This window comes from Streptomyces sp. BBFR2 (assembly GCF_044497305.1).
Taxonomy (GTDB): domain Bacteria; phylum Actinomycetota; class Actinomycetes; order Streptomycetales; family Streptomycetaceae; genus Streptomyces.
Genome location: NZ_CP172415.1, coordinates 1,160,559 through 1,174,439 on the forward strand (window position 1 = coordinate 1,160,559; position 13,881 = coordinate 1,174,439).

12 protein-coding genes are annotated in these 13,881 nt (G+C 75.2%); 6 read left to right on the forward strand and 6 right to left on the reverse strand.

The annotated features are described in order from the left end of the window. Positions 1–202 precede the first annotated feature (202 nt). The 3 genes from pucD to ACGH2B_RS03885 are packed head-to-tail and all read right to left on the reverse strand — an operon-like array spanning position 203 to position 4,072. Positions 203–2,587, reverse strand: a complete 2,385-nt coding sequence (gene pucD, locus ACGH2B_RS03875; protein ID WP_399084091.1) for a xanthine dehydrogenase subunit D — start codon at positions 2,585–2,587, stop codon at positions 203–205. A gap of 1 nt (position 2,588) precedes the next feature. After that, on the reverse strand, positions 2,589–3,194 hold the full coding sequence (locus ACGH2B_RS03880; RefSeq protein WP_399084094.1) for a (2Fe-2S)-binding protein: 606 nt from the start codon (positions 3,192–3,194) through the stop codon (positions 2,589–2,591). Next, a complete protein-coding gene (locus ACGH2B_RS03885; RefSeq protein ID WP_399084097.1) occupies positions 3,185–4,072 on the reverse strand; it encodes an FAD binding domain-containing protein in 888 nt (295 codons plus the stop codon). Before ACGH2B_RS03885 ends, ACGH2B_RS03880 begins: the two co-directional genes overlap by 10 nt. Positions 4,073–4,387: 315 nt before the next feature. Between ACGH2B_RS03885 and ACGH2B_RS03890 the strand changes: the two genes are divergently transcribed. Then, the gene (locus ACGH2B_RS03890; protein WP_399084100.1) at positions 4,388–6,043 is read left to right on the forward strand and encodes a PucR family transcriptional regulator; all 1,656 of its coding nucleotides are present in this window, start codon (positions 4,388–4,390) and stop codon (positions 6,041–6,043) included. 122 nt (positions 6,044–6,165) lie between these two features. On the opposite strand, the gene ACGH2B_RS03895 is transcribed toward ACGH2B_RS03890, so the two are convergent. Next, complete coding sequence (locus tag ACGH2B_RS03895) at positions 6,166–7,023, reverse strand: alpha/beta fold hydrolase (RefSeq protein ID WP_399084103.1); 858 nt, start codon at positions 7,021–7,023, stop codon at positions 6,166–6,168. 104 nt (positions 7,024–7,127) lie between these two features. Here ACGH2B_RS03895 and ACGH2B_RS03900 point away from each other — a divergent pair, with 104 nt between their 5' ends. The 3 genes from ACGH2B_RS03900 to ACGH2B_RS03910 all read left to right on the forward strand — a co-directional run bounded on the left by ACGH2B_RS03900 (position 7,128) and on the right by ACGH2B_RS03910 (position 10,363). Then, a complete protein-coding gene (locus ACGH2B_RS03900) occupies positions 7,128–7,592 on the forward strand; it encodes a winged helix-turn-helix transcriptional regulator (protein ID WP_399084106.1) in 465 nt (154 codons plus the stop codon). 659 nt (positions 7,593–8,251) lie between these two features. Continuing rightward, on the forward strand, positions 8,252–9,175 hold the full coding sequence (locus tag ACGH2B_RS03905; protein WP_399084109.1) for a hypothetical protein: 924 nt from the start codon (positions 8,252–8,254) through the stop codon (positions 9,173–9,175). Positions 9,176–9,496: 321 nt separating this feature from the next. Further along, on the forward strand, positions 9,497–10,363 hold the full coding sequence (locus ACGH2B_RS03910) for a hypothetical protein (RefSeq protein ID WP_399084112.1): 867 nt from the start codon (positions 9,497–9,499) through the stop codon (positions 10,361–10,363). A 45-nt stretch (positions 10,364–10,408) separates the two neighbouring features. On the opposite strand, the gene ACGH2B_RS03915 is transcribed toward ACGH2B_RS03910, so the two are convergent. Next, positions 10,409–11,176: a GntR family transcriptional regulator gene (locus ACGH2B_RS03915; RefSeq protein ID WP_399084115.1), complete on the reverse strand. Its 768-nt coding sequence runs from the start codon at positions 11,174–11,176 to the stop codon at positions 10,409–10,411. Between the two features lie 127 nt (positions 11,177–11,303). Here ACGH2B_RS03915 and ACGH2B_RS03920 point away from each other — a divergent pair, with 127 nt between their 5' ends. Beyond that, on the forward strand, positions 11,304–12,146 hold the full coding sequence (locus tag ACGH2B_RS03920; RefSeq protein WP_399084118.1) for a (2Fe-2S)-binding protein: 843 nt from the start codon (positions 11,304–11,306) through the stop codon (positions 12,144–12,146). Positions 12,147–12,153: 7 nt separating this feature from the next. On the opposite strand, the gene ACGH2B_RS03925 is transcribed toward ACGH2B_RS03920, so the two are convergent. Continuing rightward, the gene (locus tag ACGH2B_RS03925; RefSeq protein WP_399084121.1) at positions 12,154–13,164 is read right to left on the reverse strand and encodes a hypothetical protein; all 1,011 of its coding nucleotides are present in this window, start codon (positions 13,162–13,164) and stop codon (positions 12,154–12,156) included. Between the two features lie 57 nt (positions 13,165–13,221). Between ACGH2B_RS03925 and ACGH2B_RS03930 the strand changes: the two genes are divergently transcribed. Further along, on the forward strand, positions 13,222–13,812 hold the full coding sequence (locus ACGH2B_RS03930; protein WP_399084124.1) for a TetR/AcrR family transcriptional regulator: 591 nt from the start codon (positions 13,222–13,224) through the stop codon (positions 13,810–13,812). The last annotated feature ends 69 nt before the right edge of the window (positions 13,813–13,881 follow it).

The following is a 13,881-nucleotide window of genomic DNA, read 5'->3' on the forward strand; positions in this document are numbered from 1 at the left end:
AAGGGAGCCCGCGCCGGGCGGGCTCCGGGACGGAACATCGGCTGCACGACCCGGGGGACGGCCCGAGACGGACGGGTGCCGTCCGGCACTGCGCGGGCGGCGACCGGGCCGGGGTGCGGTGCGGCGCACGCCGGCCCGGTGGCTGGGCTGCCGTCCCACCTGCCGTCGCCCAGGGCCGGGCGGGAGGCGGGACGGCAGAGCCTCAGGTACCGGTGAGGTGTTCGGGCCGCACCGGTGTCTTGTTCAGCTCCAGGCCCGTCGCGTCCCGGATGGCCGCGAGGACGGCCGGGGTGGACGAGAGGGTCGGGGCCTCGCCGACGCCGCGCAGCCCGTACGGCGCGGCGTCGTCGGCGAGTTCGAGGACGTCGACCGGGATGGTCGGGGTGTCCAGGATGGTGGGGATGAGGTAGTCGGTGAAGGAGGGGTTGCGGACCTTCGCGGTCACCGGATCGACGAGGATCTCCTCCATCACGGCGACGCCCAGGCCCTGCGTGGTGCCGCCCTGGATCTGGCCGACCACCGACAGCGGGTTGAGCGCCTTGCCGACGTCCTGCGCACAGGCCAGTTCGACGACCTTGACCAGGCCGAGGGCGGTGTCCACCTCGACGACGGCGCGGTGCGCGGCGAACGAGTACTGGACGTGGCCGCGGCCCTGGCCGGTGCGCAGGTCGAACGGTTCGGTGGGCCGGTGCCGGAACTCCAGCTCCTCGTCGATGACCTCCTCGCCCAGGACGTCCGCGAGGTCCGCGAGCACCTCGCCGCCGTCGGTGGTGACCTTGCCGCCCTCCAGCAGGAGTTCGGCACTCGCCCACGCCGGGTGGTACGTCCCGAACCGCTCCCGGCCCAGCCGGAGCACCTTCTCCCGCACCGCCTCGCAGGTGTGCTTCACCGCGCCGCCGGTCATGTACGTCTGCCGGGACGCGGAGGTCGAACCGGCCGAGCCGACCTGGGTGTCGGCGGGGTGGATCGTCACCTGCCGGACGCCGAGTTCGGTGCGGGCGATCTGCGCGTGGACGGTGACGCCGCCCTGGCCGACCTCCGCCATCGCGGTGTGCACGGTGACGACCGGCTCACCGCCGGCCACCTCCAGCCGCACCCGGGCCGTCGAGTAGTCGTCGAACCCCTCGGAGAAGCCGACGTTCTTGATGCCGACGGCGTAGCCGACGCCGCGCACCACGTCCTCGCCGTGGGTGGTGTTGGACAGGCCGCCGGGCAGCGCCCGGATGTCGGCGCCCTCGGTGGTCTCCCACTGCCGCTCCGGTGGCAGCGGCATCGCCTTGACGCGGCGCAGCAGTTCGGCGACGGGCGCCGGGGAGTCGACGGGTTGCCCGGTCGGCATGAGCGTGCCCTGCTCCATGGCGTTGCGCCGCCGGAACTCCACCGGGTCCATGCCGAGCGCCGCCGCCACCTTGTCCATCTGCGCCTCGTACGCGAAGCACGCCTGGACGGCGCCGAAGCCGCGCATCGCGCCGCAGGGCGGGTTGTTGGAGTAGAGGGCGAGCGCCTCGATCGCCACGTCGTCGACGGCGTACGGGCCGACGGCGAGGGAGGCGGCGTTGCCGACGACCGCCGGGGAGGAGGAGGCGTAGGCGCCGCCGTCGAGGACGATGCGGCATCTGACGTGGGTGAGCTTGCCGTCCTCGGTGGCGCCGTGCTCGTAGTGGAGCTTGGCGGGGTGGCGGTGGACGTGGCCGAAGAAGGACTCGAAGCGGTTGTAGACGATCTTGACGGGTTTGCCGGTGCGCAGCGCCAGCAGACAGCCGTGGATCTGCATCGACAGGTCCTCGCGGCCGCCGAAGGCGCCGCCGACGCCGGAGAGCGTCATCCGGACCTTCTCCTCGGGCAGTCCGAGGACGGGGGCGATCTGCCGCAGGTCGGCGTGGAGCCACTGGGTGGCGACGTAGAGGTCCACGCCGCCGTCCTCGGCGGGCACCGCGAGCCCGGACTCCGGGCCGAGGAACGCCTGGTCCTGCATACCGAATGCGTAGTCGCTGGTGATGACGACATCGGCCCGCGAGGCCGCGGCGTCCGCGTCGCCGCGGATGACCGGCTGGCGGTGGACGATGTTCGGGTGCGGGACGTGGGGGGCGTGGTGGTCGGTGCGGTGTTCGTGGACGAGCGGGGCGCCCTCGGCGGTCGCGGACGCCTCGTCGGTGACGACCGGCAGCTCCGCGTACTCGACCTTGATCTTGGCGGCGGCGCGGCGGGCGGTCTCCGGGTGGTCGGCGGCGATCAGCGCGACCGGCTCGCCGTGGTGGCGGACCTTGCCGTCCGCGAGGACCGGGGTGTCCTGGACCTCCAGCCCGTAGTGCCGGACCTCGGTGGGCAGGTCGTCGTAGGTGAGGACCGCGTACACGCCGGGGGTGGCCAGCGCCTCGGAGGTGTCGAGGGAGACGATCTCGGCGTGCGCGACGGTGGAGCGCAGGGTGTGGCCCCAGAGCATGTCCTCGTGCCACATGTCGGAGGCGTACGCGAACTCGCCGGTGACCTTCAATGTGCCGTCCGGGCGGAGCGTGGAGGCGCCGATGCCCGCCGGGGCGGTGGAGCCCTGGGTGAGTCCGGTGGGGGTGCGGGTGACTTGGGCCATGTCAGACCTCCTTTCCGCTGGTCGGGGCGGCGGCGCGGGCGGCCGCGAGGCGGACCGCGTCGAGGATCTTCTCGTAGCCGGTGCAGCGGCAGAGGTTGCCCGACAGCGCCTCGCGGATGTCGGCGTCGGAGGGCTCGGCGGTGCGTTCCAGCAGTTCGTCGGCGGCGACCAGCAGCCCCGGGGTGCAGAAACCGCACTGGACGGCCCCGGCGTCGATGAACGCCTGCTGGACGGGGGCGAGCCGGGCGGCGTCACCGGGCGCGGGCTTCGCCTGCCAGCGGCGCGCGGCGTCCGGGTCGGTGCCGCGGGCGGTGCGGGAACCGGGGGCCCCGCAGGCGCCGCCGTGCCCGGCGCGCTCCTCGGCGAAGTCCGCCAGCCCCTCGACGGTGACGACCTCGCGGCCCTCGGCCTGACCCGCGGCGACCAGGCAGGAACAGACCGGCACGCCGTCGAGGCGGACCGTGCAGGAACCGCATTCGCCCTGCTCACAGGCGTTCTTGGAGCCGGGCAGGCCCAGCCGCTCGCGCAGCACGTACAGCAGGCTCTCGCCCTCCCAGACGTCGTCGGCCTGCTGCGGGCGGCCGTTGACGGTGATGTTCACGCGCATCGGGTGCTCCTTTCCTGTCCGCGGTAGGTCTCCCAGGTCCAGCCGAGGGTGCGGCGGGCCATGACGCCCACGGCGTGGCGGCGGTAGGCGGCGCTGCCGCGGACGTCGTCGATGGGGTTGCAGGCACCGGCCGCGAGCTGCCCGAACTCCCGGACCAGGGACGGCGGGAGCGGACCGCCCGACTCCCACAGCCCGGCCTCCTCCAGCGCCGCGGCGAGGAACTCCTCGGCCGCCCTGGCACGTACGGGGGTGGGCGCGGCGGAGCCGATGCCGGTGCGTACGGTGCGGGCGTCCGGGTGCAGCGCCAGGCCGAACGCGCAGACCGCGATGACCATGGCGTTACGGGTGCCGACCTTGGAGAACTGCTGGGGGCCGGTGGCCTTGGGGATGTGGACGGCGCGGATCAGTTCGTCCGGCTCCAGGGCGTTGCGTTTGACGCCGCGGTAGAAGGCGTCGATCGGGATCATCCGGCGTCCGCGTACCGACTCCGCCTCGACCTCGGCGCCGGAGGCCAGCAGCGCGGGGTGGGCGTCGCCCGCCGGGGAGGCGGTGCCGAGGTTGCCGCCGACGCCGCCGCGGTTGCGGATCTGCGGGGAGGCCACGGTATGCGCGGCGAGCGCCAGCCCGGGCAGCTCGGCGCGGAGGTTCTCCATGATCTTCGTGTACGGGACGGATGCCCCCAGGCGTACGGTCCGCTCACCGGTCTCCCACTCCGCCAGGTCGGCGACGCGTCCGAGGTCGAGCAGGTACGCGGGGCGGCGGTGGTCGAAGTTGATCTCGACCATCACGTCCGTGCCGCCCGCGAGGGGGACCGCCGAGGGGTGCGCGGCCTTTGCGGCGAGCGCCTCCTCCCAGGTGGCGGGGCGAAGGAAGTCCATCACGGCTCTCTTCCAGGATTAGGGCGATGCAGGAATAGGGCGAAGTAGGGCAAAGTACGGGAATCTCACAGAAGACTCTCGCTCGCCACCCACAGTGGGATCACCACCGGTCGCGCCGCCGGCGAGCTGTTCATGTCCTGTTCATGCCGTCAGTTGCCAGTCAACGCGGCACCGCCCCGGGGGTGCAGTCACCGAAACCATGAAGCGGTTGGCTGGCCGCACGGCATGTCTTGTAGATTCGAACGAAAGGCGGGGTCGCCACACCTCGCGGTATGTCACGGCAACCCCACACAGCACAGATCGGCGGGCGAGGTCATGCGGCTCCGCGCACTCCTGGACACGGCATCCCTGGGCCTGAGCCTGCTCGGCGGCGAGGACGAGCTGGAGCGTACGGTCCGCGCCGTCATGACCACCGACCTGCGCGACCCCAGCCGCTACCTCTCCGGCGGCGAGCTGGTCCTGACCGGCCTGGCCTGGCGCCGCGAGCCGGGCGACGCCGAGAACTTCGTCCGCATCCTGGCCGCCGAAGGCGTCGCCGGACTGGCCGCGGGCACGGCGGAGCTGGGCCCCGTCCCCGAGGACCTGATCGCGGCCTGCGCCCGCCACCGGCTGCCGCTCTTCGCCGTCGCCGAGGCCGTCTCCTTCGCCTCCATCACCGAGTACGTCGTCCGGCAGGTCTCCGCCGAACGCGCCGGGGACCTCGCCGCGGTCGTCGACCGCCACCGCCGCCTGATGACCTCCGGCCCGGCCGGCGGCGGCCCGGACGTCGTCCTCGACCTCCTCGGCTCCGACCTCGACCTGCGCGCCTGGGTGCTCTCCCCCACCGGCCGGCAGATCGCCGGATCGACCCTGACCGGGCAGGGGCCCGCGCTGGCCGAGGGGGTCGGCGCGCGGCTGGCCGGCGCCCATCTCGCCGCCTGCCGCGAGGGCCGCCGCGGCCCGTACCGCGTCACCCTCGACGACACCGCGTACGCGCTCTTCCCCGTACGGCCGGAGGGCCCCGGGGCGGGCGGGACGCCGCTGTCGGACTGGCTGCTGGCCGTCGAGGCGGACATCGCGGACTGGCCCGCCGAACGGCTCGACCTGCTCCAGGGCGTCACCCAACTGATCGCCGTGGAGCGCGAGCGGCGGGACACCGCGCGCACCGTGCGGCGGCGGCTGGCCCAGGAGGTGCTGGAGCTGATCCAGACCGGCGCCGCGCCCACCGAGATCGCGGCCCGGCTGCGGCTCGCGGCCCCGGTGCTGCTGCCCGGCCCGGGCGCCGCGCCGCACTGGCAGATCGTGGTGGCCCGCGTCGAACGGGACGTCGACGGAGAGCCGGGCGGCCCGGTGGCGCAGGCCCTGCTGGAGGAGGTGCTGGCGGCCCCCGGCACGTCCGGTACGGAGCCGTCCGACCGGATCGCCGTGGCGCACACCGGCGACGAGGCGGTGGCGCTGGTCCCGCTGCCCGCCACCGCCGACGACGGCGGGAGCGAGGGGCTGCGCGCCGCCGCGCTGCTGGCCGCCGTCGAGGAACCGCTCGGCCACGGGCTGGGCGACGACGGCCGGCTCACGATCGGCGTCAGCGCGCCCGTGCACTCCGCCGAGGGTCTGCGCGGCGCCCTGGAGGAGGCCCGGCACGCCCGCCGGGTGGCCGCCGCCCGCCCCGGCCGGGTCTGCACCGCCGGCCACGAGGAGCTGGCCTCGCACGTCCTGCTGCTGCCGTTCGTCCCCGATGATGTCCGCCGCGCCTTCACCGCCCGCCTGCTGGACCCGCTGCGCGACTACGACCGCCGCCACCGCGCCGAACTGATCCCCACCCTGGAGGCGTTCCTGGACTGCGACGGCTCCTGGACCCGCTGCGCCGCCCGCCTCCACCTGCACGTCAACACCCTGCGCTACCGCGTCGGCCGCATCGAGCAACTGACCGGCCGCGACCTCTCCCGCCTGGAGGACAAGCTCGACTTCTTCCTGGCACTGCGGATGAGCTGACGCGGAGCGGACGGAGCCTCCGGGGCCGGGGGCGCGCCTCGGGGTGGCCTGGTGCCGGTGCGCGCCGGACCGGACCGCGTCGGCCTGCCCTGCGCCGACCGGGCCGGGACGCCGCCGCCCTCTCACGCGAGAAAGGGCCGGAGCAGTCCGAGGAGCGCCGCCGGGCGGTGCAGCGGCACGATGTGGCCGCAGTCCTCGATGAGATGCCCGGTCAACTCATCGGCGTACGGCCGCAGTTGGTGCTCCAGGGCGCGGCCCACCGGGCGGGCGCCGACGGTCATGGCGGGCACGGTGAGGCGCCGCCCCTCGTCGAGCGCGGCCTGGATCTGCCGGGCGCTCGTGGGGAGTTCGCGGTAGTACGAGAAGGCGCGGCGCAGGGCGTCCTCGCCCGTGTACGCGGCCACGAAGGCGTCGCGGACGGGCTGCGGGACGCCCTCGCCGAGGGTGCCGGTTTCGAGGAACCAGTCGACGTACCGCCCCTCGTGGCCCGTCAGGACCGATTCGGCGAGGCCGGGGACCGCGTGGAAGCCGAACCACCACGGCGGGCCCCCGGCGAGGAAGTCCTCCGCCCCCGGCAGCGCGCCGAGCAGCGATTCCATCAGCACCACCCGGCGCACCAGGTCCGGGCGGCGCAGCGCGAGCAGAAAGGCGGGGGGCACGCCCGCGTCGAGCGCGACCACGGCGGCGGAGCGCTCGCCGAGAGCCGCGAGAAGCGCCTCCGCGTCGGCCGCCAGGGTGGCCGCGTCGTAGCCCCCGGCCGCCCGCGTGCCGGCGCCGAAGCCGCGCAGATCGGGGGCGATCACCCGGTGCCGCCCGGCGAGCGGAGCCAGCACCCGGCTCCACACCTGCCAGGTGTGCGGGAAGCCGTGGAGCAGCAGGACGGCCGGGCCCGCGCCGGCGAGTGCGACGTTCAGTTCGACGCCGTTGGCCGGTACGGAGCGGAGCACGAGGTCAGGGGCGAGGTCTGAGGTGAGGGGCACGGAATCTCCTGGCCGGATGCGGTAACCAATGGCGACAACCGCACGCTAGGTGACTACGGTGACCACCGTAAGACGGCACTTCTCCGACAGGTGGTGACCCCGAGGTGCCCCCCTCCTCCTCCCCCGCACGCGGCGATCTGTTCTCGCCGGAGTGCCCCACCCGCCGCCTGCTCGACAGGATCGGCACCAAGTGGACATCGATGGCCGTGAAGGTGCTGGCCGAGGCCGCGCGGAGCGAGCGGCCGGAGCGGACGCCCGACGGGACACCGGGCGGGACACCGGGCGAGATCCGCTTCGCGGAGCTGCGCCGCCGGATGCCGGGCGTCTCGCAGAAGATGCTCTCCGCCACCCTGCGGAGCATGGCGCGCGACGGGCTCGTCGCCCGCCGCGTCGAGCCCACGGTCCCGCCCCGCGTCCACTACCGGCTCACGCCGCTCGGGCTCTCCCTGGAACAACCCCTGGCGCTGGTACGGGCCTGGGCCGAGGAGCACATGGCGGACATCGACCGCGCCAACCGCCGCTACGACGCGGAAGGCGAGCCCGCCGCCCCGGACGCCGCCTCCGACTGAGAACCCGGCACCGGCTGCCCCTCGATCCGCGGCGGGGCAGGTCCGCGCGCGAACCGCCCTCCGTACGGACGGCCGCCCTCGCCGCCGGCCGTCCTCGGCGCCGACGGCCGGACCGAAGCCCCGAGGCCGCGCCCACCAGCCCGGCCCCGCGCCGCGAACCGGCCCGACGCCACTGCCCGGCCCCGCCCGGCCGCCCCGCCACGCCCCCGCGCCTCCCGTCCAGGCCGACCCCACCACCTCCGCGCCCCACCCCGTACCGCCACGGAATCCGTACCGCCACGAGGGGCGCACGCCGGGGCGACGCGCTGAACCCTCGGAGGCGTCAACCGGGAACCAGCCCACGCGAAGGCGGTGAACGCCGCGCCCGGGGCGGCCGTGTCCGGGCCGTTCCCGGGCGTGCGGGCCGCCGTTCGGGGTACCACGATCGGGCGATGCCGGGGTGGTGTGCGCCGGGTGCGCCGTACGTGCGCCGGGGCCGGTGGCCCGGTGATCACGGGGTGTTTCCCGGCACCGGAGCGGTTCCGGGCGTTTGTGAAAACATTCACCCGGACCCTTGGCCCGGCCGCGGCATCCGTGCTGAGATGCGCCCACGGCTTCCATTTACCGCTCAATTTCCAGCTCAATGGCGCGCTCGGGAGGGCAAGGTGGCGGATCCCGCTATGCCGAAATCCGCGAAACCCGAGGGATCCCCGGACGCTCCGGCGCCCAGCGCATCCCCGCGATCCACGACTTCGGCAGCGGCCCGCCGGGCCCCCGCCCCACCCCCGGTCCCCGCGGCGCGGGCGCCCGGCGACACCCCCCTCGACCACGCCGTGTGGCGGCTGCGCTCCCGCGGCTGCTGGGACGACGCGGCGGCGCTGCTCACCCCGTACGCCGCCACCCACGCACCGTCCGCCCTGCACCGCGCCGCCCTCCTGGTGGAGCGCTGCATGTACACCGCCGCGGGCTGGGCGGCCGCGGAGGACGCGCTGCGCGCCGCCGAGGCGCTCGCCGACGGCGACGACGAGCGCGCCGCCGCCGCCTGCGAGCGCGGCCATCTCGCCTACGCCGCGACCGTCCTGGGCGTCCGCGACCGCGCCGACGAGGCCAGCTCCGCGCTGGGCCGGGCCGCGGCGCTCCTCGCGCCCGGTGCGCCCGGACGGCCGCTGCTGGACTTCCGGCGCGGGCTGCTCTCCGAACACGTCGCGGACAGCCCGCAGTCCGCCCGCGCCGCCTACCTCCGGGCCCACGCCGGCGCGACCGCCGCCGGGGACGCCTTACTCCTCTCCGCCACCTGGCGCCATCTCGCCGGACTCGCCCTGCGCAACGGCGAGGTCGCCGAGGCGCGGCACGGATTCTCCGAATCGCTGCGGATCCGCGAGGAGTTGGGCTTCCTGGTCGGCACGGCGCCCGCGCTGGTCGCCCTGGCGGACGCGGCGCCGGAGGCCGACGCCGCCCGGCTGCTCACCGAGGCCGCCCGCCTCTTCCGCCTCATGGGCGGCCTCCCCACCTGGCTCACCGGCCGCTTCCCGCGCGCCCTCCTGGACGAGGACGGAGGAGGGGACGCGGCGGGACGCGGGGAGCCGGGAGAGGAGCGGGCGTAGCACGCCCGTGCGGCCCGTCCCGGGGCCCGGGGCGGGCCGCACGGGGCAGCGCGGGCGCCCCGTCAAGCGCCTGACACCGGCCATGCCCGCCCGTACCGTCATCGGCCGAAAACCTGCGGTGGCGGGGCCGGAACGGCCGCCGCGGCCGACCGCCGCACCCGCACTGCCAGGGCACCTCGCCCCCGCCGGAACGGCCGCCGGAGGCCGCCCGTGCTCCGGCCGTAACGCCGAAAATGGCCGCAAGTGACGGTGCCGGGCCGGATCGGGGACTGGATGCTGGTGCGGATCCCCGCCCACCGGCAGAGCTTTCAGGAGGCATCCGTGGCAACTGAAGCGACCCGCCCCACCACCTCGTCCGACTGGGGCAAGGCTGATTTCGAGGCGATTTACAACTGCCCTGATCCACGCCGCTACTTCACCACCCTCCAGCCGCTCGACTACCAGATCCCGCACCACGGCCAGGCGATGTTCCGCGCCGCCACCGACGCCCTGCGCCGCCGCCGCGCCGACCGGCCGCCGCTGCGCGTCGTCGACCTGTGCTGCTCGTACGGCATCAACGCCGCCCTGCTCAACCACCACCTGACCCTCACCGACCTCTACGCCCGCTACACCGCCCCCGGCCCGGACGGTGCGGAGCGGATCACGGCCGACCGGGCGTACTTCGCCGCCCGGCGCCGGGCGGACGCGGTCCACCTCACCGGGATCGACGCGGCGGACCGGGCCGTCCGCTACGGCCGCGAGGCCGGTCTGCTGGACGCCGGCTTCGCGGAGAACCTGGAGACCGCGCGGCCCACCGCCGCACTGCGCGCCGCGCTGGCCGGTACCGACCTGATCACCGTCACCGGCGGCGTCGGCTACATCACGGCCCGCACGTTCGGGCACCTCCTCGACGCGGTGACCGCGCCGCCGTGGATCGCCGCGTTCGTCCTGCGGACCGTCTCGTACCGCCCGGTGACCGAACTGCTGGCACGCGCCGGGCTGGTGACGGAGAAGCTGCCTGCCCGAACGTTTCGCCAGCGGCGGTTCGCGGACGGTGACGAGCGGCGGGCGGCCTTCGCGGCGCTGGCGGAACGGGCCTTGCCGACCACCGGCAAGGAGGCCGACGGCTACTACCACGCCGATCTGTACCTCTCCCGTCCGGCCGCGGACGCCGCCGCGCTGCCGCTGGAGAAGCTGGTGACGGACTGACCGCACGCCGCGCGGGCGCCCGGCGCCGCCCGCCCGCGCGGCGGCTCAGTACCGCCGGCCGCCGGGCGCGAGGTGCTCCCGGGCGAGGCGTTCGGCCCGCTCCGGCTCGCCGGCACAGAGCGCGTCCAGCAGCGCGACGTGCTGTGCGGCGTCCACCTGGAGCTCCAGCGGGCGCGGGCGGGGACCGCCGGCCGGGCGCCGGGCGCGGCGCAGCAGATCGTCGACGACCGCGACCAGCCGGCGGTTGCCGGTGAGGGACATCAGGGCGTGGTGGAAGGCGCGGTCCGCCTCGGCATACCCGGCGCGGTCACCGCGCGCCGCGGCCGCGACCCCGGCGGCGGCGAGCGGCCGCAGCCCGTCCCACCGCTCCGGGCACGGCACCCCGCCCGCCAGCCGGACCACCGCCGGGACCTCCAGCATCGCCCGGACCTCCGCCACCTCGGCGAGGTCACGGACGCTGTGCTCGGCGACCCGGAAGCCGCGGTTGGGCACCACTTCGACGGCGCCCTCCCCCGCGAGCTGCTGCATCGCCTCCCGGACCGGGGTCGCCGAAACGCCGTACCGGGCGGCGAGCGCGGGCGCGGAGTAGACCTCTCCCGGCGTCAGCTCCCCGTCGAGGAGCGCCTGCCGCAGCGCCGCGAGGATCTGCCCGCGGACGGAGTGCCGCCGCGGCCGGACCACCGGCGGTGCGGCGGCTCCCCCGGGGGCGGTGCGCTCGGGTGCGGCGGGCCCGGTCCGGTCCGCGGCAGAACCGGCCTGGGCGGGCACCCAGGGACGGGCCGCCGGGCCGTGGTCCGCTCTGCCCTGTTCCATGGGGGTGCCTCCTGACATCCCCAGAACTTTAGGCGTCAACGGCGAAGGTTCCCAGTTCGCACCCCGCGGGTACGCTTCCGCTAAGGTAAGCCTTACCTGCTAACGATCGCGATTCGGTGGTCCCCGCATGCCTTCTGCTGCCCTCGCCACGTCCGCCCCCACGTCTCCGTTCTCCGGTGCCTACGCCCAGCTCACCGAGGTTCTCCCGTCGCTGCGGGTCACCGAGACGGCCACCGCCCTGCCGGACGGCGGGGGCTGGGTGGGCGCCGCGGCCCTGGCCGCGGGCGGCGAGGCCCTGGACACCTTCCTGAGCTGGGACGACGCACAGGTCCAGCGGGACTACGGCACCCGGGCCCGGCCCGACGTCGTGGCCACCTTCGCCCTGCACCGCTACGCCTGGCCCGCCTGCCTGCTGATCACCGTGCCCTGGTTCCTGCACCGCCGGGTGCCGTCGCTGCCCGCCGCCGACGTCGCCTTCCACCGCGACGAGGGCCGGATGGCGGTACGCGTCCGCTCGTTCGCGTGTCTTCCCCAGGACCCGGCGGCACAGCTGCCCGGAGCCCGGGTGGTCCCCGACGAGGAGGCGCTGCGCGCGGCGGTACGGGAGGCGGTGGCCGCGCATCTGGGCCCGGTGCTGGACGGCTTCCGCAGCCGCACGCGGCGCGGCCCGCGCGCCCTGTGGGGCATGGCGTCCGACGAGATCGTCGAGGGCCTGTGGTACCTCGGGCATCTGCTCGGCGAGGAGCGGCGCGCCGTCGCCGAGCTGGAGCGGCTGCTGCCCGGCGCCACCGCCCCGTACGTCGGCTCCGCCGCCTTCCGCGAGCTGACCGGGCCGAACGGCGAGGCGCTGCCGACCCGGGACCGCGCCAGTTGCTGCATGTTCTACACGCTGCGCCCCGAGGACACCTGCGTCACCTGCCCCCGCACCTGCGACAGCGACCGCGTCGCCCGGCTGACCGCCACCGCCTGAGCCCGCCTCAGCCGGCCGTACGGGCCCGTGCCACGCGACGGGCCGCGCCGTACAGCAGCGCCACCACGCCCAGCAGGACGGCGCCGCGCACGGTGTGGAGCACGGACGGCGGGACGTTCTCGGGGTTCACCACGAACGCGAGGCCCGCGTAGAGGAGCAGGGCGGCGCCGGCGACGGCCAGCCGGTGGCCGCGGCCCCACCCCGGGCGGCGCGACCAGTACGCGAGGAGCGCCCCGAGCAGCGTCAGCGCGGCCACCGCGACGGCCACACCGCGCCACGCCCACTGGTCGTTGAGCGTGACGAACGCCCCGAGCAGCACCAGCGCGACGCCGCCCGCGCACCACGGCGGCGGGGCGGAGCCGGACGTCCGCGCGGCCCGCCGCGGCAGTGCGAACGCCGCGCCGACGGCCGCCGCCACCGCCACCCCGACGGCCGCCAGTTGTCCGGGCCGTGCGTGGAAGCCCGGCAGGACCACGAGCTGGTAGGTGAAGAAGACCGTCCCGGCCAGGTAGACCGCGGCGAGCACCGCCGTCCCCCACCGGCCCAGCCAGGGGCGTCCGGCGCGGTCCGGTACGCAGGACTCGACCACGGCGACGGGCGCGCCGAAGCTCCAGACCACATGGCCGACGACGAAGGTCAGCAACTGGCCGGCGTCGGCGTCGAGCCAGGGCAGAAGGGTGGGCAGCGGCCCGTCGGCGAAGTCCCGGTGGTTGAAGAGCGACTGATCCACCCAGCCCGCCTGGATCAGCCCCGCCGCCGTGGCGAGCAGCAGCAGCGTGGGCCAGCCGCGGCCGGCGCGGCGGGTGAGGTCGCGGATCAAGACCGCGGGCGCGCCGTAGATCGGCAGCACGAACACCACGGCGACCAGCAGTTCCACGGGGTTGGTGAGCACGCCCTGGTAGCCGACGAGGTACTCGGCGCAGAACGGCGACAGCAGGAGCAGACCGGCGACCGGCGCGGCACGGCGCCACCACGGGCGCCGCGCGGGCGGGGCGGGAACTACGGAGTCTGAGGACACGCGGGCACATTAACAGAGCAGTCACTCTATTAATGAGGGGTGCGCCATCATGCAGGGGTGCGCACCGTGAATCCCGAAGTCCATGCCCGCCGCCGCGCCGCGATCGTCGAGGCGGCCGCCGCCGAGTTCGCCGCCCACGGCGTCGACGGCACCAGCACCGCGGCGATCTGCCGCCGGGCCGGCATCGGCTCCGGCACCCTCTTCCACTACTTCGCCACCAAACGCGAGCTGTTCCACGCGGTCTTCGCCGACGATCTGCCCCGCACCGCCCGGCGCTGCGCCGAGGCGCTGGCCGCCTCCGACCCGGACACCGGTCTCGACCTCCTCACCGGCCATCTGATCGGCGAACTCACCGATCCGCTGGCCCCCGGCCTCGCCTCCGCCGCCGCCCTCCAGGCCAACCGTGACCCGGAGTTCGCCCGGCTGCTCACCTCACTGGACAGCCGGCTCCAGGAGGCGTTGACCACCCTGCTGGCACGGCTGGCGGACCTCCCCGGGCGCGCCCTGCCGCTGCCCGCGCCGTCCGCCGCCCGGTGGATCCGCAACCTGATCGACGCCGCCCATCTCGCCGACGAGACCGCGGACCGTACGGCCACCGTCGCCGAACTCCGGGTGATTCTCGGGTGGTTGACCGGACGGAAGCAATAGCCGGGAAATTATCCGTGAATCCGCCGCGCCTCTCCCCCAACTCCCCGCGGCGGCATTGATTTTCCCCTC

Coding starts and splice junctions, on each gene's coding strand:
- ACGH2B_RS03890 (WP_399084100.1), top strand. CDS start 4,388: ATGCGGCTCCGCGCACTCCTGGACACGGCATCCCTGGGCCTGAGCCTG.
- ACGH2B_RS03920 (WP_399084118.1), top strand. CDS start 11,304: ATGCCTTCTGCTGCCCTCGCCACGTCCGCCCCCACGTCTCCGTTCTCC.
- pucD (WP_399084091.1), bottom strand. CDS start 2,587: ATGGCCCAAGTCACCCGCACCCCCACCGGACTCACCCAGGGCTCCACC.
- ACGH2B_RS03880 (WP_399084094.1), bottom strand. CDS start 3,194: ATGCGCGTGAACATCACCGTCAACGGCCGCCCGCAGCAGGCCGACGAC.
- ACGH2B_RS03885 (WP_399084097.1), bottom strand. CDS start 4,072: ATGGACTTCCTTCGCCCCGCCACCTGGGAGGAGGCGCTCGCCGCAAAG.
- ACGH2B_RS03905 (WP_399084109.1), top strand. CDS start 8,252: ATGCCGAAATCCGCGAAACCCGAGGGATCCCCGGACGCTCCGGCGCCC.
- ACGH2B_RS03915 (WP_399084115.1), bottom strand. CDS start 11,176: ATGGAACAGGGCAGAGCGGACCACGGCCCGGCGGCCCGTCCCTGGGTG.